Annotated in this window: 22 protein-coding genes; 9 read left to right on the top strand and 13 right to left on the bottom strand. The window is 61.3% G+C overall.

The genetic code is table 11. The annotated features are described in order from the left end of the window. The 3 genes from KF827_RS14950 to KF827_RS14940 form a co-directional block, all read right to left on the bottom strand. Nucleotides 1–2,415 carry a TonB-dependent receptor gene (locus KF827_RS14950; RefSeq protein ID WP_291007094.1) on the bottom strand — a complete coding sequence of 805 codons (2,415 nt, stop codon included), beginning with the start codon at nucleotides 2,413–2,415 and terminating at the stop codon, nucleotides 1–3. A 142-nt stretch (nucleotides 2,416–2,557) separates the two neighbouring features. Next, nucleotides 2,558–3,553 carry a FecR domain-containing protein gene (locus KF827_RS14945; protein ID WP_291007092.1) on the bottom strand — a complete coding sequence of 332 codons (996 nt, stop codon included), beginning with the start codon at nucleotides 3,551–3,553 and terminating at the stop codon, nucleotides 2,558–2,560. Between the two features lie 135 nt (nucleotides 3,554–3,688). Beyond that, nucleotides 3,689–4,237, bottom strand: coding sequence for a sigma-70 family RNA polymerase sigma factor (locus KF827_RS14940; RefSeq protein WP_291007090.1), 549 nt, complete (start codon nucleotides 4,235–4,237; stop codon nucleotides 3,689–3,691). 196 nt (nucleotides 4,238–4,433) lie between these two features. On the opposite strand from KF827_RS14940, the gene KF827_RS14935 reads away from it, so the two are divergent. From KF827_RS14935 to KF827_RS14910, 6 genes are all read left to right on the top strand, one after another. Beyond that, nucleotides 4,434–5,474 (top strand): amino acid ABC transporter substrate-binding protein, encoded by a 1,041-nt coding sequence (locus KF827_RS14935; RefSeq protein ID WP_291007088.1) that lies wholly within the window; start codon nucleotides 4,434–4,436, stop codon nucleotides 5,472–5,474. Between the two features lie 297 nt (nucleotides 5,475–5,771). Then, the gene (locus KF827_RS14930) at nucleotides 5,772–6,791 is read left to right on the top strand and encodes an amino acid ABC transporter substrate-binding protein (protein ID WP_291007086.1); all 1,020 of its coding nucleotides are present in this window, start codon (nucleotides 5,772–5,774) and stop codon (nucleotides 6,789–6,791) included. Between the two features lie 172 nt (nucleotides 6,792–6,963). After that, a complete protein-coding gene (locus KF827_RS14925; RefSeq protein ID WP_291007084.1) occupies nucleotides 6,964–8,154 on the top strand; it encodes an amino acid ABC transporter permease in 1,191 nt (396 codons plus the stop codon). A 13-nt stretch (nucleotides 8,155–8,167) separates the two neighbouring features. Further along, the gene (locus KF827_RS14920; RefSeq protein WP_291007082.1) at nucleotides 8,168–9,274 is read left to right on the top strand and encodes an amino acid ABC transporter permease; all 1,107 of its coding nucleotides are present in this window, start codon (nucleotides 8,168–8,170) and stop codon (nucleotides 9,272–9,274) included. 14 nt (nucleotides 9,275–9,288) lie between these two features. Further along, nucleotides 9,289–10,032, top strand: coding sequence for an amino acid ABC transporter ATP-binding protein (locus KF827_RS14915; protein WP_291007079.1), 744 nt, complete (start codon nucleotides 9,289–9,291; stop codon nucleotides 10,030–10,032). Further along, nucleotides 10,029–10,526, top strand: a complete 498-nt coding sequence (locus tag KF827_RS14910; RefSeq protein WP_291007077.1) for a hypothetical protein — start codon at nucleotides 10,029–10,031, stop codon at nucleotides 10,524–10,526. The genes KF827_RS14915 and KF827_RS14910 overlap by 4 nt, the downstream gene beginning before the upstream one ends. Before the next feature lie 113 nt (nucleotides 10,527–10,639). Here the strand turns inward: KF827_RS14910 and KF827_RS14905 are convergent, their stop codons facing one another. After that, complete coding sequence (locus KF827_RS14905; RefSeq protein ID WP_291007075.1) at nucleotides 10,640–10,969, bottom strand: AzlD family protein; 330 nt, start codon at nucleotides 10,967–10,969, stop codon at nucleotides 10,640–10,642. Continuing rightward, nucleotides 10,966–11,724 (bottom strand): AzlC family ABC transporter permease, encoded by a 759-nt coding sequence (locus KF827_RS14900; RefSeq protein WP_291007074.1) that lies wholly within the window; start codon nucleotides 11,722–11,724, stop codon nucleotides 10,966–10,968. Before KF827_RS14900 ends, KF827_RS14905 begins: the two co-directional genes overlap by 4 nt. Before the next feature lie 52 nt (nucleotides 11,725–11,776). Here KF827_RS14900 and KF827_RS14895 point away from each other — a divergent pair, with 52 nt between their 5' ends. Then, a complete protein-coding gene (locus KF827_RS14895; RefSeq protein WP_291007072.1) occupies nucleotides 11,777–12,418 on the top strand; it encodes a CGNR zinc finger domain-containing protein in 642 nt (213 codons plus the stop codon). Between the two features lie 14 nt (nucleotides 12,419–12,432). Here the strand turns inward: KF827_RS14895 and KF827_RS14890 are convergent, their stop codons facing one another. From KF827_RS14890 to KF827_RS14865, 6 genes are all read right to left on the bottom strand, one after another. Next, nucleotides 12,433–13,029, bottom strand: a complete 597-nt coding sequence (locus KF827_RS14890) for a GNAT family N-acetyltransferase (RefSeq protein WP_291007070.1) — start codon at nucleotides 13,027–13,029, stop codon at nucleotides 12,433–12,435. A gap of 14 nt (nucleotides 13,030–13,043) precedes the next feature. Continuing rightward, complete coding sequence (gene sseA, locus KF827_RS14885; RefSeq protein WP_291007068.1) at nucleotides 13,044–13,898, bottom strand: 3-mercaptopyruvate sulfurtransferase; 855 nt, start codon at nucleotides 13,896–13,898, stop codon at nucleotides 13,044–13,046. A gap of 23 nt (nucleotides 13,899–13,921) precedes the next feature. Next, nucleotides 13,922–14,644 (bottom strand): alanyl-tRNA editing protein, encoded by a 723-nt coding sequence (locus KF827_RS14880; protein ID WP_291007066.1) that lies wholly within the window; start codon nucleotides 14,642–14,644, stop codon nucleotides 13,922–13,924. Beyond that, a complete protein-coding gene (locus tag KF827_RS14875) occupies nucleotides 14,641–15,645 on the bottom strand; it encodes a cysteine synthase A (RefSeq protein WP_291007064.1) in 1,005 nt (334 codons plus the stop codon). Before KF827_RS14875 ends, KF827_RS14880 begins: the two co-directional genes overlap by 4 nt. 105 nt (nucleotides 15,646–15,750) lie before the next feature. Then, complete coding sequence (locus KF827_RS14870; protein ID WP_291007063.1) at nucleotides 15,751–16,389, bottom strand: NUDIX domain-containing protein; 639 nt, start codon at nucleotides 16,387–16,389, stop codon at nucleotides 15,751–15,753. A 13-nt stretch (nucleotides 16,390–16,402) separates the two neighbouring features. Then, complete coding sequence (locus KF827_RS14865; protein WP_291007062.1) at nucleotides 16,403–16,813, bottom strand: gamma-glutamylcyclotransferase family protein; 411 nt, start codon at nucleotides 16,811–16,813, stop codon at nucleotides 16,403–16,405. Between the two features lie 104 nt (nucleotides 16,814–16,917). Here KF827_RS14865 and KF827_RS14860 point away from each other — a divergent pair, with 104 nt between their 5' ends. After that, nucleotides 16,918–17,625 carry a ChrR family anti-sigma-E factor gene (locus tag KF827_RS14860; protein WP_291007061.1) on the top strand — a complete coding sequence of 236 codons (708 nt, stop codon included), beginning with the start codon at nucleotides 16,918–16,920 and terminating at the stop codon, nucleotides 17,623–17,625. A gap of 16 nt (nucleotides 17,626–17,641) precedes the next feature. Here the strand turns inward: KF827_RS14860 and KF827_RS14855 are convergent, their stop codons facing one another. Further along, the gene (locus KF827_RS14855) at nucleotides 17,642–18,052 is read right to left on the bottom strand and encodes a DUF2442 domain-containing protein (protein ID WP_291007060.1); all 411 of its coding nucleotides are present in this window, start codon (nucleotides 18,050–18,052) and stop codon (nucleotides 17,642–17,644) included. Further along, the gene (locus KF827_RS14850) at nucleotides 18,039–18,380 is read right to left on the bottom strand and encodes a DUF4160 domain-containing protein (RefSeq protein ID WP_291007059.1); all 342 of its coding nucleotides are present in this window, start codon (nucleotides 18,378–18,380) and stop codon (nucleotides 18,039–18,041) included. Before KF827_RS14850 ends, KF827_RS14855 begins: the two co-directional genes overlap by 14 nt. A 216-nt stretch (nucleotides 18,381–18,596) precedes the next feature. Here KF827_RS14850 and KF827_RS14845 point away from each other — a divergent pair. Beyond that, a partial coding sequence (locus tag KF827_RS14845) for a hypothetical protein (protein ID WP_291007058.1) occupies nucleotides 18,597–19,122 on the top strand: 526 nt, incomplete at its 3' end.

The following is a 19,122-nucleotide window of genomic DNA, read 5'->3' as shown; positions in this document are numbered from 1 at the left end:
TCAGAATTCCAGCCTTACGCCGGTGAATACTGTGCGCGGCGAGCCGACGGCAATGCGGAAATTGCCGCCGGATGCGACGAAATATTCCTCGTCGGTGATGTTCTTCACGCCCAGATCGAAGCGGGCGCGGAGTTTCTGGTTGATCGGCAGGTAATACCAGATGCCGGCATCGAACAGCGTGTAGGAACCGAGTTCGAATGTATGCGCGGTGTCGCCATAGCGATTACCCACATAGGATGCGCCGGCGCCGATGCCCAGGCCCTGCAATGGCGAGCCGGCTTCCTGGAATTCATAGCTGACCCAGAGGGCCGCTGTGGTTGCAGGCGTGTTGGTTGGGCGATTGCCGTTATTGCCGCCCGTGCTTACCACTTCCGAGCCCAGCCGGCCCAGGCTGCCGCGCAGGTTGAATCCCTTGTAGAGATTGGCGATGGCGGACAATTCCACGCCGCGCGAGCGGATGCCGCCGGTGAGTACAGGCTGGCCGTTTACGGTTTCCACCACGTTGTCCTGTTCGATATCGAACAGGCTGGCGCCCAGGAACAGCTTGCCGTCCAGGCCGCTCCATTTCACGCCGGTTTCATATTGGCGGCCCTGTTCGGGCGCCAGGATCACCACTGTATTGTTGCCGCCGTATATGTTCTGCGACTGGAATGTATCGGCGTAGGAGAGATACAGCGCCAAGCTCTTTTCCGGCTTCCAGACCAGATCCGCCGCCTTGGTGAACTTGCCTTCGATGGCCGGGTCGCCATCGGTCACGGCGCCCGAGATGTTGTTCCGCTGCCGAAACGCGCCATCGTAAAATTCATAGCGGGCGCCCAGGGTCAGCGTAAGCTGATCGGTGAGGGATATATCGGTTTGCACGAAGGGGCCGAAGGAACGTTGCTGCACATGCGCATCGGACAACGAATTGGGCGTGCCACTATTGTCCACCACGGTGAAGCTGCCGGGATTGCCCACCGTGCCGCCCACCTGCGTCGCGCCGCTGAAATTCGTCCAACGTTCGATCTGCTCATGATACTCCATGCCGGTGGCCAGTTTGGTGGGCAACACGTAGTCGAATTCGCCCTTGGCCTGCAAACGGCCGAAACGCGTGGTGAGCACGCGGTCGCGGTTGCCCTGCACCTGGCGGGTCAACACGCCGGCAGCGCTTACGGCGGTCACTTCCACGCGAATGTCGTCGGTTTTTTCCTGCAGGAAAAACAGTTTGTTTTCCAGCGTCCAGGCGCTGTTGCCGAGCGGCACGGAGAAATCAGCCTCGGCAAGATGATAGGTGGCGTCGCGCTTGTTCAGGTTGGGCTGGTCGAACCGCGTGCTGGGCGAGGCGTTGACGATGCTGCGCTGGCCGTTGCTGACGGCGGTAACGAAACCGCGATCCAGCGGCCGTTCGTCGTTGCTGAATTCATAATTGAATTTCACGCTGGCGCCGCTTTCGGGTTCCCAAAGCAGCGAACTGGAAAGGAATTGCCGTTTAACATCGAGTTTGCGGAACGTGTCGGTATCTTCCGCCGATGTGGTGATGCGGTAGGCCAGGGTTTTTTCCGTATCCAGGGCGCCGGTGATGTCTCCCATGGCGCGGCGCTGGCCGTATTCATCGAAATTCAGTTCGGCGCTCCCTTTGTCCTCGAATTCCGGCTTCTTGGTGATGATGTTCACCAGGCCGCCCGGCGACATCTGGCCGATATCGGCCACCGGGCCCTTGATGATCTGCACATTGTCCACCGTGCCGGGATCGATGCGGCTGTTGCTCTTGATGCGCACGCCGTTGCGATAGGTGTCGTCGCGGCGGCGGAAGCCGCGGATCAGGTAATCCTCGCGCGTGCCGCCGAAGCCATCCATGTTCACCACGTTGGGCGACATGCGATAGATGTCTTCCAGTTCGCGGGCCTGCTGATCCAGCAGCAATTGCTCGGGGATGATATCCACGCTGCGGCCGATATCGATCACATCCTTGTCGAAGCGGCTGCCGGTTTCGGCATGGCGGCTTTCGTAGCGCGATTGCGCCGTGCCCAGCACCGAGATGGCGGGCAGGGCAGTGGCTTCGCTGCCGGCCTTGATCTGGTCGGGCGGCAGACGGTAAAGCGTGATGGCGTTGCTGCCGGTGACACGGAAGCCCAGGCCGCTATTCTTCAGCAGGGCCTGCAGGGCATCGGCGGGCGAATGGCTGCCGCTGACCCCGGCGGTAGCGATATTCGCGGTAATGCTGGCATCGTAGATCAGCTGCAGCCCGCTTTCATCGGCGAAGCGGTTCAGCGCCTGGGCCAGCGGGCCCGGCGGTATGGCGTAATTGCGGCTCGCGGCATTGGTCAGGCCGGAGGTTTGCCGGGCTTGATCCCGGGCCTGCGCTTGCGCTTGCGCTTGAGCTTGAGCATCTGCTTGTAAGGCCAACAGGCTGCTGCCGGCCAGCAAGACTGCCATGCCGCAGGTTGAAAGCCTGCGAAAAAAACCTTGGAAAACCAGAGAAAAACTCAACATCTCACCCTCAATGCAAATGCGTCGCAATGTCTATGACGCAGTGGCAATGCCATTGAGGAGGTGACGGAACGGATTTTTTTAGAAATCAGTTATGCAGCAGGACCAGCCAGCCATAGCGGCTGGATTGCAGATGCAACGAGCGCTCGATGGCATCCAGGGTGGCCAGCGGGTCTTTGGTCTCGAACACGCCGCTGATCCGGCGGCTGGCCAGGGTGCGGTCTGAAATCACGATCCGGCCTTTATAATAGCGGTTCAATTCGTCGATCACCTGATGCAGCGGCTGATCCACATAGACCAGCTTGCCGCGTGCCCAGGCGGCAGCGGCAGCGGTGTCGCCGGGCCGCACCTGGCCAAGGCCGATACGCTCGCCATAACGCAGCCGCTGGCCGGGAGAGAGCGTGACGGCATTTTTGCTACTGGCCGGATAGCTGACGGAGATCTGGTGTTCCAAGGCGGTTACGTCGGCGCCATCGGGCAGCAGCCGCACGGTGAACGCAGTGCCGAGCGCGCGCTGGATGCCTTCGGCTGCCAATACCTCGAAGGGCCGTTCGGCATCGGCGGCCACCTCGAACAAGGCTTCGCCGCGCAACAGCCGCAAGCCGCGCCGCTGCGCCGTATAATCCATACCGATGGCCGAATTGGCGCCCAGGGTGACCTTCGATCCATCGGGCAGCATGATCTCGGAGATTTCGCCGATCCCGGTGCGGGCATCGGCGCGCAGCCGCATCGGCAGGTCGAAGATCAAGGCAACCAGCGCCAGCGCGGCCAAGGCCGAGGCAGTGGCGGCCATCCGCCAGCCGGAGAACACAGCCCCGATACCGCCCATGCGCCGCTGCGGCATCGGCATCGACAGCGATAGCGATAGCGGCAGCGGCAGCGGGGCTTCGCGTTCCAGCATGCCTAGTTCGCGCCACATCTGCTGCACCTGGCCATAGGCCTGGCGATGGCGGCTGTCGGCGGCCAGCCAGGCTTTCAGCGCCTCGGCTTCTGCATGCGTGGGTTGGCGGCCATCCATTTGCACGAACCAGTCGATGGCGCGCGCGCGGATGCTGTCGGCCTGGCTGTCCTGCGGCTTGGTCACGATGCCTTTGCCTCCCGGTGGCGGATCGTTTTGTATCCGCCTCCATTTGATGGGACGCAGCACCAAGGCGAAAGAGGAGGTGCGACGCGCAGGTGTTTGCGGCACGTGGCAGGGATTGGGGCGGAATGCATCGGGTCAGCGGTCTCCATTCAGCCGTTTGGCGAAATGCAGCAGGGCGGCGCGCAGATGTTTGTCTACCATGTTACGGCTGATGCTCAGTCGCTCGGCAATTTCGCCCGGCGCCATATCGCCATACCGGCGCAGCAGAAATACCTCGCGGCAGCGCGGCGGCAATTCGTCTATCGCACGATCCAGCACCGCCAGGCGCTGCCGCGCCGCCAGGATGCGCTCTGGCCCCGGACTGGGATCGGCCACGAAATCGGTATCCTCGACCGGCGAGAAAACCGCGTCATAGGTACGCTTGCGGCGCAGCCGGTCGCGGGTGAGGTTGCCGGCGATGCGATACAGGAAGGCGCGGGGATTCTCTATTTCGGGGCCGGGCCGAAGCTGCTGGCCGATATAACGCAGACAGGTTTCCTGGATGATATCGTCCACGCCCGGATTGGCGCCGATCATCCTGCGCACGAAGGCCACCAGTTCGTCGTAATACAGCACGACCGGATCATCTGCCGGATAGGCGCCGTCACGGATCAGGGCCTTGCTGTCTGAGGGATCGCCGGACATGCCTTGTTGCGTGTTGAAGGGCTTAATTGCTGGGGGATGAACACGCTCTTAGTACATATAATAATCATTCGCAACTACTGCCGGCAGGATGGAGCGGATTGTTTGTCCACCAACAGGCTTGCCTTGGCGGGTATGAGCAGGCAGTCTGCGCCTGTCATAAAGATCGTCATAAAAGTGTCATAACAGGTGGGGTTCCATGAAAAAGGTTAAGGCTACCGCTTTTGCGGTTCTGGCGATGGTTGCGGCGGGTTCGGTTGGCATGGCCGCAAGCCCGGCCCTGGCGGGCGCGACTTTCGACGCGGTGAAGGCGCGCGGCATCCTGCAATGCGGCGTGAACACCGCGCTGGGCGGCTTCAGCGCCCCGGACAGCAAGGGCGAGTGGCAGGGCATCGATGTGGATGTCTGCCGCGCCGTTGCCGCTGCAATGTTCGGCGATGCCAGCAAGGTCCGGTTTTCGCCGCTGACCTCCCAGGCCCGCCTGACCGCCTTGCAATCGGGCGAGATCGACATGCTGTCGCGCAATACCACCCTGACCCTGCAGCGCGACGCCGCCATCGGCCTGAACCCCACTGGCGTCACCTTCTATGATGGCCAGGGCTTTCTGGTGCCGAAGAAGCTGAACGTGAAAAGCGCCAAGGAACTGGGGGGCGCCACGGTTTGCGTGCAATCGGGCTCCACCACCGAACTGAACCTGGCCGACTATTTCCGCGCCCAGAAGATGGAATTCAAGCCGGTGGTGTTCGAGAAGCTGGAAGAGCTGGTGGCTGCCTTCTTCGCCGGCCGTTGCGATGTTTATACCTCGGATGCCTCGCAGCTCGCTTCTGGCCGTGCCCTGCAGGCGCCGAATCCGGATGATTACGTGATCCTGCCGGAAATCATTTCCAAGGAGCCGCTTGGCCCCTTCGTGCGCCATGGCGACGACCAGTGGCATGACGTGGTGCGCTGGTCGCTGTTCGCCATGATCGAGGCCGAGGAATACGGCATCACCTCGAAGAATGTGGACGAAATGCTGAAAAGCAACGATCCCAACGTGAAGCGTATCCTCGGGGTCACGCCGGGCATGGGCAAGGCCTTGGGCCTGGACGATAAATGGGCCTACAACATCATCAAGCTGGTGGGCAATTACGGCGAAAGCTATGAGCGCAATGTGGGCTCGGGCAGCAAGCTGAACCTGCCGCGCGGTTATAACGCGCAATGGAGCAAGGGCGGTCTGCTGTATGCCTGGCCGATCCGCTAGGCACCCTGACGAAAAATTGTTCTGCTGTCAGGATGAGCAGCTTATAGTGTTATGATGCGAAAACGGGCAGGCGCTTTGGTGTCTGCCCGTTTGTGTACCGCAAAACCGGCAAAAAAACATCTTGGCCCAAATCCTGCTAACCATTCAGGCAAATCGGTTTGCATTGCTTCTGGCACAGACCAAGGGTTAGGCTGTCTTGCGGGGGATTGCACCAACATGGTAATTTCACAACAAGGCTTGCGAATTAACAAAACCCCGCAGGCCGAGAAGGCATTTCAACAGGGAAGGGGAAAACCCATGACGTTTCTCAAGACGGCCGCCGCGGCGGCGGTGATGGTTTTGGCCGCGCAGGCCGCCCAGGCTGGCACCACGTTCGACGTGGTGAAGGCCCGTGGCAAGGTGATTTGCGGCGTTTCGACCGGTGTTTCGGGCTTCAGCGCCCCGGACAGCCAGGGCAAATGGGCCGGTATCGACGTGGATGTCTGCCGTTCGATCGCTGCCGCCATGTTCGGCGATGCCAGCAAATTCGATGTGGTGCCGCTCACCCCGGTACAGCGCTTCACCGCCTTGCAGTCGGGCGAAATCGACGTGCTGACCCGCAATACCACGCTGTCTTTGCAGCGCGACACCGCGCTGGGCTTCAACGCCGTGGCGGTGAACTTCTATGACGGCCAGGGCTTCATGGTGCCGGTGAAGCTGAACGTGAAGAGCGCCAAGGAACTGAATGGCGCCACCGTTTGTGTGCAGCCGGGTACCACCACCGAACTGAATCTGGCGGATTACTTCCGTACCAACAACATGCAGTTCAAGCCGGTGGTGATCGAGAAGCAGGACGAAATCGTGGCGGCCTATGTGGCTGGCCGTTGCGACGTGCTGACCACCGATCGCTCGCAGCTGGCCTCGGTGCGTGTTACCCAGACCCCGAAGCCGGAAGACCATGTATTGCTGCCGGAAGTGATCTCCAAGGAGCCGTTGGGCCCGATGGTGCGCCATGGCGACGACCAGTGGATGGATCTGGTGCGCTGGTCGCTGTTCGCTATGATCGAGGGCGAGGAATACGGCGTCACCTCGAAGAACGTGGACGAGCAGCTGAAGAGCAACGACCCGAACGTGAAGCGCATCCTGGGCGTGACCCCGGGCATGGGCAAGGCGCTCGGCGTCGATGAGAAGTGGGCTTACAACATCATCAAGCAGGTCGGCAATTACGGTGAAAGCTTCGAGCGCAATGTCGGTAAGGACAGCCCGCTGAAGCTGGATCGCGGTCCGAATGCACAATGGAACAAGGGCGGCCTGCTGTATGCCTGGCCGATCCGCTAAGGATTGAAAAGCGGCCCGGAGCCTCACGGTTCCGGGCCGTTCTTTTCTGTTGCGTAATTGGACGTGCGTAAGCGTAAGACGGCGTAATCCCCATCCACAGGCGTAAGTACCGGCAAACCGGACCGCTGCATCACAGGATGGGATCAGGTTCACTTTGGCCATGGGGGGACGCATGGCTTCGGCTCACGGTACCGGCATCAAGCCGCCGGCTCGGCGTTTGACTTGGAATGACCCGACGGTTCGTGCCGTCGTATATCAGGTGATTGCCCTGGGCCTTGTGGCCTTCGGCGTCTGGTATCTGGTTTCCAACACGCTGCACAATCTCGAAACCCGCAAGATCGCTTCCGGCTTCGACTTCCTCACGCGGGAAGCCGGGTTCGCCATCGGTGAAAGCCCGATCTATTTCGGGCCGGAAAACACTTATGCCCGCGCCATCCTGGTGGGCATCCTCAACACGCTGCGCGTGGCTGTGGTGGGCATTATCCTGGCTACCCTGCTGGGTACCATCATCGGTATCGCGCGGCTGTCGAAGAACTGGCTGCTGGCCAAGATTGCGTCGCTTTACGTGGAAGTGATGCGCAACATCCCGCTGCTGCTGCATCTGTTCTTCTGGTATGCGCTGATCACCGAGATCATGCCCGGGCCGCGCGATGCGCTGAACCCGATGCCTGGCGTATTCATCTCCAACCGCGGCATCAAAGTGCCGTCGCCCACCGATCATTTTGCCTTCGACCTGGCCGCGGGCGGCTTCCTGCTCGGGCTCATCCTGTCGGTGGTGGTGGCGCAATGGGCCAAGAAACGGCAGGAGCGCACCGGCCTTACCTTTCCGCTTATGTGGTCTTCGCTGGCCTTGATCCTGGGCCTGCCGCTGCTCGGCTGGCTGATCGGCGGCGCGCCCACGCAGCTCGATGTGCCGGTGTTGCGCGGCTTCAACTTCCAGGGCGGCGCCACGCTCACCCCGGAATATGCGGCGCTGCTGGCCGGCCTGGTGATCTACACGGCGGGTTTCATCGCCGAAGTGGTGCGATCCGGCATCCTGGCGGTCAGCCATGGCCAATGGGAAGCGGCTTCGGCGCTGGGTTTCACGCGCGGTCGGCTGCTGCAGCTTATCGTGCTGCCGCAGGCGCTGCGGGTGATCATTCCGCCGATGACCAGCCAGTATCTGAACATCACCAAGAACAGTTCGCTGGCCATCGCCATCGGTTATCCGGATATCGTGTCGATCGCCAATACCACGTTGAACCAGACCGGCCAGGCCATCGAAGGCATCCTGGTGATCATGGGCGTGTATCTCAGCATCAGCCTGTCGATCTCGCTGTTCATGAACTGGTACAACAAGCATATCGCCCTGGTAGAGCGGTGAGGGACACGGCAGCATGACCAACGCCCCTGAAATCACTGGCGAAACCGATATCGCTCCGCCTGTCAGCAGCACCGGCATTGTCGCCTGGATGAGGGAGCGGCTGTTCTCCAGCCCGCTCAACATCATCATGACCGTGCTTTGCGGCCTGCTGGTGATCGCCACCCTGCCGCCCTTCATCGAATGGGCGTTGATCAAGGCGGTGTGGATTTCGCCCACCGCAGATGCCTGCCGCGCCGCGCGCGGCGGCGCCTGCTGGGCGTTCATCGCCGAGAAGCATCGTCTGATCCTGTTCGGCCTCTATCCCTACGATGAACAATGGCGGCCGCTGCTGGCTGCCCTGGTGAATATCGCCCTGATCGTGGCCAGTTGCATGCGGCGGTTCTGGAATATCCGCCTGCTTTACATCTGGGGGATCGGGCTCGTGCTGATCTCATGGCTGATGTGGGGCGGCGTACTGGGCTTGAGCTATGTGGAGAATACCAAGTGGGGCGGCCTGCCGCTCACCTTGATCCTGGCCACGTTCGGCGTCGGTTTTGCGTTTCCGTTCGGCATTGTGTTGGCGCTCGGCCGGCGCTCCAACATGCCGGCGATCAAGACGCTCTGCATCATGTATATAGAGCTGATTCGCGGCGTTCCGCTGATCTCGCTGTTGTTCATGTCGTCGGTGATGCTGCCGCTGTTCTTCCCGGAAGGATTCAGCATCGACAAGCTGCTGCGCGCGCAGATCGCCATCATCATGTTCGCGGCGGCCTATATCGCCGAAGTGGTGCGCGGCGGTTTGCAGGCAATCCCCAAGGGCCAGTACGAGGCGGCCGATGCCCTCGGCCTCAGCTACTGGAAAAAGACCGGGCTGATCATCCTGCCGCAGGCATTGAAGATCGTGATCCCGCCCATGGTGAGCCTGTTCATCGCCATGTTCAAGGATACCTCGCTGGTGGTGATCATCGGCATCTTCGATCTGATGAATGCCACCAAGGCATCGCTGACCGATACGGCATGGAAGGGGTTCGCTGTGGAATCCTACATCTTCGTCTCGATCATCTATTTCGTATTCTGCTTCTCGATGTCGAAATACAGCCAGCAGCTCGAGGCACGCCTCGCCACTGGCCATAAGCGTTGAAAGGAACCTTGAGCATGGCAAGCCAGCAGATGATCGAATTGCAGGATGTGAACAAGTGGTATGGCCAGTTTCACGTGCTGCGCAATGTCAACCTCTCGGTGAAACGCGGCGAGCGTATCGTGATCTGCGGCCCTTCGGGGTCGGGCAAATCCACGATGATCCGCTGCATCAACCGGCTGGAGGAACACCAGCAGGGCCATATCGTCGTGGATGGCACCGAGTTGACCAACGATTTGAAGAATATCGAGGCCATCCGCCGCGATGTCGGCATGGTGTTCCAGCATTTCAACCTGTTCCCGCATCTCACCGTGCTGGAGAACCTTACCCTGGCGCCGATCTGGGTGCTGAAAAAGCCCAAGGCCGAGGCGGAAGAAACCGCCATGAAGTATCTCCAGCGCGTGCGTATCCCGGAACAGGCCAAGAAGTATCCCGGCCAGCTTTCCGGCGGCCAGCAGCAACGCGTGGCGATTGCCCGCTCGCTCTGCATGCAGCCCAAGATCATGCTGTTCGACGAACCCACCTCGGCGCTGGATCCCGAGATGGTGAAGGAAGTGCTGGATGTGATGGTCGGCCTGGCCGAAGAGGGCGGCATGACCATGCTCTGCGTCACCCATGAAATGGGCTTCGCCAAGGCGGTGGCCCATCGGGTGATCTTCATGGATCGCGGCGAGATCGTGGAGCAGAACACCCCCGACCAGTTCTTCTCCAACCCGCAGAACGAGCGCACCAAGACCTTCCTGGGCCAGATTCTGCATTGAGCGCCAGGTTTGCGCTGGGGGCGCTTGTCGGGCTGCCGGCAGCGCTTGCCTTGTGGTTTGGCGCTGCCCAGGCGGCAGAGCCCCGGCCAGACCCTCCTGGCCAGTATCGCATAATCGGGCCAGACGGGGCGGCGGGACAGAGCGACTGCATCGGCCAGCCCTATAGCGCCCTCTGTGCCGTGGAAACCCTGCTGGCCTGCTTCGCCCGGAGAGACGAGGGGCTGTGCCAGCGGGTATGGGCCGCGGCGCCTGCAGGTGCGTTGTTCGGTACGGAGCAACGCCGCCAGGCCTATTGGTGGAGCTATCGGGTGGAGGCGGTAAAGCCGGTCGCCCATGGCGGCTACGAGATCGCCATTGCGGGCCGGCATTGCGGTCTGCTCACCGAGCCCCCGCTTTGCCGCAGCACGCCGGCGCCGCCCACGGTTTATACCGCGTTACCATATCGCGGCAGCCTATGGCGGGTCACCGAATGGCATGCAGACAATCCCCGTTAACCAAATATCAACCTTAATATCATGTTAAAAATTATAGATAACAAATAGTAAATAAAGGGATTTTTCTTGCGGCTTAATTTGAAATCCAGACCTAAATTTTGCGACTAAGTGCTTTAAAATACGGCGAGATACCGCAGCAGCGCCACGAACATCACGCCGCCGATCATGGCCAGCATGGCTTTACGGGAGATCAGCAGCAGGCCGATGGTGAGCGGCAGCGCGATCCATATCGCCGGGTCGCCACGGTAGGTGGCGGCTGCCACGATGGCGATCAGCACCCCGCCGGCCATATGGCGCAGAAAGCGTTCCAGCCGACCGCTGATCGGTATGAATCCCATCAGCACGAAGCCGCCCAGGCGGGTGGCGTAAGTGGCCAGGGCCATCACCGCGATAGCGGCCAGCACGATGGGTTCGATATAGGGGAAGTCCGGCAGGCTGGTCATTGCGCCGCCCCGGCAGCCTTGGGGGCCTCTTTCATCGGCAGCCACAGCCCGGCCAGGCCCGCCGCCGCACCCCCGATCAGGATGAACCAGTTGCCGGGAATCCAGATCAGCGCGGCGATGGTGGCCAGAATAGCCGCGATCCAGGGCAGGGCATCGTCCTTGCCGCGCCAAAGCCCGATCACGGTGATGGCGAAATAGGCCGGGATCACCATATCCAGCCCCCAGGCCCGGCTATCCAGGCTGCCGCCGCCCAGCCAGGCGCCCAGCGCGGTGCAGGCGGCCCAGAGCGGCCATTGCAAGAACGCGCAGCCCAGCAGGATGCCGATATCGCGCTGCGCACCGATCTGCGCGGCCGAGACGATCCGCTGGTAGGAATAGGCCCAGCTGCTGTCGGTCATCAGCGCCGCCACCAGCATCAGCTTGGCGCGCGGCAGGCCTTTCATATAGGGCTGCATCGCCGCGCCCATCACGATATGCCGGGCATTCACAATCAGTGTGGTGGCGGCAATCGCAGCCAGCGGCAGCGGTGCGCTCCACAGGCCCAGGGCGGCGAATTGTGCGCTGCCGGCAAAGACCAGGATGCTCATCAAGGTGGCATCCAGCACCGGCAGATTGGCCGAGGCCGCCGCCGTGCCGAAGGCGAAGCCGAAAGGCAGCAGGCCGATGCTGATCACGACATTCTCGCGCATCCCGCGCAATATTCCATGCCAGGTGATGACGGTTTTATCGGCGGCGTTGGCTGGGGCGGCAGACATGGCTCAAACTTATGCCTTGGTACTTGGGTGGGGCAACCGGTATGATGGTTAGATGGATGCCTTGGAGCGCATAATATCCCTCGGGCGGGTTGGCGGCCACCCGGCGCTGGACCTGATCAACACGGTTGATTGGCGCGACCGGCCGATCACCCAGCCGGGCGCGGCCGAGGAATTGCTGCCTGATTATGCCTGCCTGCTGGCCTGGTGCCGCGAGGGCGGGGTGCTGGAGGCCGCCGAGGCAAGGCGGCTGGAGGCGCTTGGCCGGTCCCGGCCCGAAGCGGCGGAGGCCGTGGCTGCGGCAGCCCGCAGCCTGCGCGAGGCCTTGCTGCGGCTGATCCGGGCGGTCCAGGCGGGGCAGGCGCCGCCTCGGGAAGAGCTTGCCGAACTTAACCAATGGTTGCAGCGCGATCCGCTGCGCCTGCGGGCTGACCAGGCTGGTTTTGCCTGGACCGGTGGGCCGGCGGATGACCTGGAAGCGCCGTTGCCCAGGCTGGCCCGGCTGGGAGCCGAGCTGCTGACCAGCGGCAAGCTGGACCGGGTACAGTGCTGCGGCGGGCCTGGTTGCGGCTGGCTGTTCCTGGATACCAGCCCCAATCGCCGCCGGCGTTGGTGCAGCATGGAAGGCTGCGGAAATCGTGCGAAGGCTAAAAGGCATTATATTAAAGAAAAACAACTTACTAAGAAGAAATTATAATCTTATATATAAGTTTATAGGCGGGGATCGAAGATGACTTCGCGGGTGGCATAAGGGCGGAAGCCCATTTTTTGATAAAGCGGCAGGGCAGCAACATGATCAAGATTACAGGTATTCACTGTAAGTCTATTTATTTTATGGGTAAAAGCTTGGTTTATGGACCAGCGTAGAAACCACGGACCAAGCCCCCGGCCGATGAAATCCGGTATCAGGCCGAAATAGGCGATATTGAGTGCGCCGGGTGGGTTTACCGGCTCGGGCCGATGGTCCAGCTCTACATAGCCGGCCGGCACGCCGCCCACATAGGGCACGAAAATCTCCACCTCGGGATGCTGGATGATGCTGGCCAGATCCTGGTCGCTCATGCGGTGGCGCTCCACCCATTTCCAGGGCCGGCCTACTGCATCATACAAGTATCGGTAGAATCCCACATTGGGGCGATCCAGCTTAAGCAGCGCCAGTTTGGTGCCCAGCAGGGGCGCCGGATTGGCGGCTTCGGTGGCTGGGCGGGCCATGTCGAGATAGACCACGGTGACATCGAGCCGGCCATCCAGCCGCCGGCCGGGAGGCGGCAGACGAAAGATCGGCCGGGCGATGCTGTCCGACGACATGGCGGCGCGCTGGCTTAGCGTTCCACCGGCATGTCGGATCGGCTGGCCCATTCGGTCCAGGAGCCGTCATAGACCGCGGTCTGGCGATGGCCGAGCAGATGCAGGCCGAGCATCAGGATGCAGGCCGAAACGCCCGAGCCGCAGGTGGTGACCGTGGGCTTGCCGAGATCGACGCCTGCCTTCTGGAAAATGTCCTTCAAGGCATCGGCAGATTGGAACAGGCCGGTCTTGGGGTCGGTCAGCAGGCTGGAAGGTACGTTCAGCGAGCCTGGGATATGGCCGCCACGCAGGCCGATACGGGGCTCCGGCTCGGTGGCCTCGAAACGGCCCTTGCTGCGGGCATCCACCACCTGTTCGCGGTGGTTGGACAGGTTGGCCTTCACCTGCTCGATATCGCGCACCAGCATGTCGTTGCGCCGGGCGGTGTAATGCCGTTCGCGCGGCAGCGGCGGCAGGTCTTCCACCGGCCGGCCCTCGGCGCGCCATTTCTTGAAGCCGCCATTCAGCACCGCCACATCGGTATGGCCGAAGACGCGGAACATCCACCAGGCGCGCGGGGCGGAGAGGTGGTTGTCGGAACCATCGTAAACCACGATGCGGTTACCATCGCCGATGCCGAGCCGGCGCATGCGGCTGGCGAATTTCTCCGGGCTGGGCAGCATATGCGGCAGCGGGCTGTCGGTGTCTGAAATATCCTCGATATCGAAGAACACCGCGCCCGGGATGTGGGAATCCTGGTATTCCATCTTGCCGTTGCGGCTCATGGTGGGCAGATACCAGGAGGCGTCCACCACGCGCAGGTCCGGCGCCTTCAGATGCTCGGCCAGCCATTCGGTGGATACCAGCGCATCGGGATTTACATAGGACATTGCAATTTCGCTCCCCAGCCGTCTCAGGCGGCGAATTCTATATTGACCCGGCGGTTTTGCCGCCCCTTGTTTTCCACCTTGCGGATGCTCACCGGGCCGATCTCGCCGGTACGCGCCACATGGGTGCCGCCGCAGGCCTGCAGATCCAGCGGGCGATCCACGCCCTTCACTTCGATCAGCCGCACCCGGCCCAGGCCCATGGGCGGCTTCACCGCCATGGTTTTTACCAGTTCCGGGCTGTTGAGCAATTCCTCATCGGTGATCCAGCGCGCGGTTACGGCATGATCGCCCTGGATCAATTCGTTCAGCTTGGCCGTCAGGGTTTCCTTGTCGGGAATCTGATCGGCCATGTCGAAATCCAGCCGGCCCTTGCCGTCGCTCACCTGGCCGCCGGTGACCGGGAAAGGCACCAGGGCAGACAGCAGATGCAGGCAGGTATGCATGCGCATCAGGCGGTGGCGGCGCTCCCAATCCAGCTTCAGTGTGCCGCGCTGGCCGACTTTCAGCAAAGCGCTGCCGGCGCCCGGCTTGTGGATGATGCCATCGGGGCCATCGCCCTTCACGGTATCGGCGATATCGACATGCTGGCCGTCTTCCAGCTCGAAGCGGCCGATATCACCGGGCTGACCGCCGCCCAGCGGATAAAAAATCGTGGCATCCGTCTGGAAGCCGCGCTCATCCACAGCGGTGACGGTGGCGGGGCATTCACGCAGATAGGCGTCGTCGCGAAACAGGAATTGGGTCATGCGGCCATCCAGGGCGGGATCGGCAGATTTTTGCTGCGCAGGAAATCGGGATTGAATAGCTTGCTGGCATAGCGCGCGCCACCATCGCACAGGATGGTGACAATGGTATGGCCCGGCCCCATCTGTTTGGCCAGCCGGATCGCGGCGGCCACGTTGATGCCGCTGGACGATCCCAGCACTAGGCCCTCATGCTGCAACAGATCGAACACCACCGGCAGGGCTTCCTCATCGGGAATCTGGAAGGCCTCGTCGGGCGTGATGCCTTCCAGGTTGGCGGTGATGCGGCCCTGGCCGATGCCTTCGGTGATCGAGCCGCCTTCGGCCTTCAATTCGCCATGCTTGTAGAAGTTATACAACGCAGCGCCCATCGGATCGGCCAGGGCCACGCGCACTTTCGGATTGCGCTCTTTCAAGGCCATCAGGATGCCGGCAAACGTGCCGCCCGAACCCACGGCGCAGGTGAAGCCATCCACCTTGCCATCGGTCTGCTGCCAGATTTCCGGCCCCGTGGTGCGGTAATGCGCTTCGCGGTTGGCCACGTTGTCGAACTGGTTGGCCCAGATCGCGCCATTGGGCTCGGTCTTGGCCAACTCTTCGGCCAGGCGGCCGGAATATTTCACGTAATTGTTCGGATCCTTGTAGGGCACGGCCGGCACCAGGCGCAGATCGGCACCGCATAGACGCAGGAAATCCTTCTTCTCCTGGCTCTGGGTTTCCGGCATCACGATCACCGTGCGATAGCCCAGTGCGTTGCCCACCAGGGCCAGACCGATGCCGGTGTTGCCGGCAGTGCCTTCCACGATGGTGCCGCCCGCGCGCAACCGGCCCTTGGCTTCGGCATCGCGCACAATGAACAGCGCTGCGCGATCCTTCACCGAACCGCCGGGATTGAGAAATTCCGCCTTGCCGAGGATCGTGCAGCCGGTCAATTCCGAAGCGCGCTTGAGTTTGATCAGCGGCGTATTGCCAATGCTTTCAATGAAACCGTCGCGGAAATCCATGAAACCCTTCCTATGTTACCCGATCACTTTCACGGGCCCAGGCAGTCTATACCCAGCCCCCCCGCCAGCGGCAAGGCACCTGGCGAGGCCGGCCGGCAAGGCGGTTCATGCAGCGACGGGATTCTCCCATTTCTGCTGTAGTTTCTCGCGGTGCAGCGCAAGCCATAGCAGCCCGATGCTGACCGGCGTATTCGGCATCTCGCCGGCCTGCCAGCGTTTCAATGCGTCGGCAAAGGGCAGGGCGAACACGCGGATATCCTCGTGTTCGGCATCCAGCCCATGCAGGCCGCGCGCCTGGCTGGCATCCACGCGGGCGCAGAACATATGGAACCGTTCGCTGCAAAATCCAGGGGTGGCATAGGCCATGGTCACCGGTAGCAGCGGGGCATCGCTGATAAGGCCGGATTCTTCCTGCATTTCGCGGCGGCAAACGTCTTCCAGGCTTTCGCCATCCTCGATCAGGCCGGCCACGAATTCGATCATCCAGGCGCGGTCGTTATTGAACAGCGCGGAAACGCGGAATTGTTCGATCAGCACCACTTCGTCGCGGTGCGGATCGTAGGGAACCACAACCACCGCATCGCGGCGCCACACCACCTCGCGCGTCATTTCGCTGCTCATGCCGCCGCCGAACAGGCCATGGCGCAGGCGATATTGGTCGATCTTCAGATGGCTGCGAAACAGCGGCTTCTGCTCGATCACGTCTACCGGAAAAGGCTGTTTGGGCTTTGGCGTGTTGGCCATGATCTGTGCAATCCTATTGCATGAAGCGTTTGATATAGGCGGCCTTGTGCTGGCTTTGCCAGGTTTCCAATTGCCAATCGCCCGATCCGGCCGGCAGCCGGCCGGGGCGGGGCAGGTAAACCCGGGCCAGCAATGGATTGGGGCTGTTGCGCGGCCTGACCGGCAAGGTGAGGCTGAGATATTCGCCGCCTTCGTAATGGTCCAGCCGCCGGGCATCGGCCGGGCCAGCGGCCTGGAACAGCAGGCCTTCCACCAGGCCGCCTGCGGCCGGTTGCAGCACCGGATAGCTCTGGCCACGTGCGACCTTGCGGCGATAGCCGGCCAGGCTGGCGGGCACCAGTTGATCCGGCTGCGGGGCATAGCCCAGCACCATCCGCAGGATATCTGGGTCGCAAAGCGTGCCGTAGAAGAAAAACCGTGTCATGCCGCCATTTGCGTCGACCGCTTGAACCAGCCGCCGCCCCTTGATCCAACCGGCGTGTTGCGCCGTATAATCCCCGATACCACCTTAAGGCTTGCACGAAAACCATGCTCCAGACCGGCAAAACCATGCTCCAGACCGGCATCGATTCGCACTTTTCAGCGCCCCGGCATCATATTCCCGCAGAGTTGCTGCTGGATTACGCTGTCGGGCGCCTGGCCGAGCCTTGGTCGCTGGTGGTGGCCTGCCATTTGTCGCTTTGCCCGGAATGCCGCGACGAAATGCGCCGGCTGGAAGCCCTGGGCGGAGCGGCGCTGGATCGCGCTGAGGTCCAGCCGCTGCGCCGGCCGATGCCGGCCACCCTGCCGCCACGCCAGAATGCCGCCAAGGCCGAAACGGCCGCAGCCGTTGCAGGCCGCGATACCCGCTTGCCGGCGCCGCTGCGCAAATACCTGCCCGATGGCCTGGATCAGGCGCGCTGGCGCTGGGTGGGCAGCGGATTGCGCAGCCTGCCGCTGCCGGTGGCGTCCAAGAGCGGCGGCATGGTCAGCCTGCTCAAGATCGCGCCGGGGCAGGGCATGCCGGTGCACAGCCATGGCGGCGAGGAAATGACCCTGGTGCTCTGCGGCGGCTTCAGCGACGAGCGCGGCGAGTTCCGTCGCGGCGATGTGGAGATTGCCGATGATGGCGTTGAGCATCAGCCGGTGGCGATGCCCGACGAACCCTGCATCTGCCTTGCGGTGACGGATGCGCCCTTGCGTTTCGCCGGGCGGTTCGGTTGGATATTCAATCAATGGGCAAGGTTTACCGCTTAACGCTTTCGATTTCCCGTCAGGCCCCAACGCGTCGCGGTCGACCGCCCTTGCGGCCGTTTTCCCGGGCAGCCGCGGATTTGGCTGCCGTGCGGACTTTGCCGCCAGCGGCGCCGAGTTGTGCCGCCACCCATTGTTTGGAACCGAAGACGCCTTGCAGAAGTGCCGGAATGTAAAGATCGGCATCGAGCCTGGGCCAATGCAGGCCTAGGCCAGTGGGTGTGATTTCGATTGCAGCCAGATCATCCGGCGCAGCATCGGCCAAGCCTTCGGCCAGTTGGGCGGGGAAGGCAACCTGTACGCCGGTATTCAAACCGACGATGATGCGGTCGCTGCGCTTGTCATAGCGTGCAGTCACTGCATGACCGGCCTTTCGCAGTTCGGCGCTGCGCAGTTCGGCTTGTGCGAATTCGTGTTCAGTAATGGCCATGAATCTCCTCCCATTTTCCGCAGAGGGCAGACAGATGCGCCTTCAGGATAGCAAGCACACGGCCGAGGTCCGGTTGATTGAAGCCATAGTTTTCCCGCAGGCTGGGCGGCCCATCCGGGCAATGCAAAACGAAGACTGCCTCACCGCTCGCGGCCATGGCATGGATATGCGCGGGTCTGTGGTCGTTCGGGTAGATGACGATCCGCAAACCATCCTGGCGCAATACAGTGGGCATGACAGCAGTATAACAAAACCCAAGCGGTTGGGAAAGGGGAAAATCACGATGCTGCCATTCGGCATGGGGGCACCGCGGCCCCTTGCGTTTCACGGCTTCGCTCGGTTGGATATTCAATCAATGGGGTAGGTTTTCTGCATATAAAAAAATTTAGCCAATAAAAACCTAGGATCTCGATTTTTCAGGAGTGAAGTCTTGCCGCCTTTATTATGGCGGTGGGGGGCGAATTATAATATTCGCAAGATATGTGCGATGAATAATATTTAGAGCTTCGATCAATCCCAACGGCCAAACGTCTTTGCTACGAAAGTGAAGCATCTTTTGAAAGCCCTCAAAATTATCGAGCAAACTCTGATATGGGATTATTTCAAGCCCCGCCATACGCATGCGTGGAATATGCTTGTGCTTTCGTGGCAGCAGCTTGATCGGTCGAATGATGTAGCTGATAAAGGCTTTATGACGGAATATCTCTGGGAAAATTTTATCATCCGTCTTTGGTTGTATCGAACTACTGTGAAAACGCTTGAAAAATTGTCTGCGGTCGAGCACGAAGCAACTAATATCCTAAACGTTTTCGATGCAGTGTTTATTGTTGATGCGAAAAATTCTCTCAAGGCAATCCGTGACATGATTGAGCACTTTGATGATTATGCTGCAGGCCAAGGAAGAGGGCCAGGGAAGCGGGAGCGAGATCTAGACCCTTGGCGCATCATCTCGCAAAATCGGTATCAACGCGGCCAGTTCGTTCTTGAAAGAACAACATCATACGAGGCGGCAATTCAATTGCGGGAGGGGGCGAGCCAAGTTAGTGATCAGTTCATTCAGCGATATAACC

This window comes from Ferrovibrio sp. (genome assembly GCF_019636075.1).
Lineage (GTDB): Bacteria > Pseudomonadota > Alphaproteobacteria > Ferrovibrionales > Ferrovibrionaceae > Ferrovibrio.
The sequence above is the reverse complement of the archived record's forward strand: the minus strand, read 5'-3'. Positions and strand labels throughout refer to the sequence as shown.

Coding starts and splice junctions, on each gene's coding strand:
- KF827_RS14950 (WP_291007094.1), bottom strand. CDS start 2,415: ATGGCAGTCTTGCTGGCCGGCAGCAGCCTGTTGGCCTTACAAGCAGAT.
- KF827_RS14940 (WP_291007090.1), bottom strand. CDS start 4,237: ATGTCCGGCGATCCCTCAGACAGCAAGGCCCTGATCCGTGACGGCGCC.
- KF827_RS14935 (WP_291007088.1), top strand. CDS start 4,434: ATGAAAAAGGTTAAGGCTACCGCTTTTGCGGTTCTGGCGATGGTTGCG.
- KF827_RS14930 (WP_291007086.1), top strand. CDS start 5,772: ATGACGTTTCTCAAGACGGCCGCCGCGGCGGCGGTGATGGTTTTGGCC.
- KF827_RS14925 (WP_291007084.1), top strand. CDS start 6,964: ATGGCTTCGGCTCACGGTACCGGCATCAAGCCGCCGGCTCGGCGTTTG.
- KF827_RS14920 (WP_291007082.1), top strand. CDS start 8,168: ATGACCAACGCCCCTGAAATCACTGGCGAAACCGATATCGCTCCGCCT.
- KF827_RS14915 (WP_291007079.1), top strand. CDS start 9,289: ATGGCAAGCCAGCAGATGATCGAATTGCAGGATGTGAACAAGTGGTAT.
- KF827_RS14905 (WP_291007075.1), bottom strand. CDS start 10,969: ATGACCAGCCTGCCGGACTTCCCCTATATCGAACCCATCGTGCTGGCC.
- KF827_RS14900 (WP_291007074.1), bottom strand. CDS start 11,724: ATGTCTGCCGCCCCAGCCAACGCCGCCGATAAAACCGTCATCACCTGG.
- KF827_RS14895 (WP_291007072.1), top strand. CDS start 11,777: ATGGATGCCTTGGAGCGCATAATATCCCTCGGGCGGGTTGGCGGCCAC.
- KF827_RS14890 (WP_291007070.1), bottom strand. CDS start 13,029: ATGTCGTCGGACAGCATCGCCCGGCCGATCTTTCGTCTGCCGCCTCCC.
- sseA (WP_291007068.1), bottom strand. CDS start 13,898: ATGTCCTATGTAAATCCCGATGCGCTGGTATCCACCGAATGGCTGGCC.
- KF827_RS14880 (WP_291007066.1), bottom strand. CDS start 14,644: ATGACCCAATTCCTGTTTCGCGACGACGCCTATCTGCGTGAATGCCCC.
- KF827_RS14875 (WP_291007064.1), bottom strand. CDS start 15,645: ATGGATTTCCGCGACGGTTTCATTGAAAGCATTGGCAATACGCCGCTG.
- KF827_RS14870 (WP_291007063.1), bottom strand. CDS start 16,389: ATGGCCAACACGCCAAAGCCCAAACAGCCTTTTCCGGTAGACGTGATC.
- KF827_RS14865 (WP_291007062.1), bottom strand. CDS start 16,813: ATGACACGGTTTTTCTTCTACGGCACGCTTTGCGACCCAGATATCCTG.
- KF827_RS14860 (WP_291007061.1), top strand. CDS start 16,918: ATGCTCCAGACCGGCAAAACCATGCTCCAGACCGGCATCGATTCGCAC.
- KF827_RS14855 (WP_291007060.1), bottom strand. CDS start 18,052: ATGGCCATTACTGAACACGAATTCGCACAAGCCGAACTGCGCAGCGCC.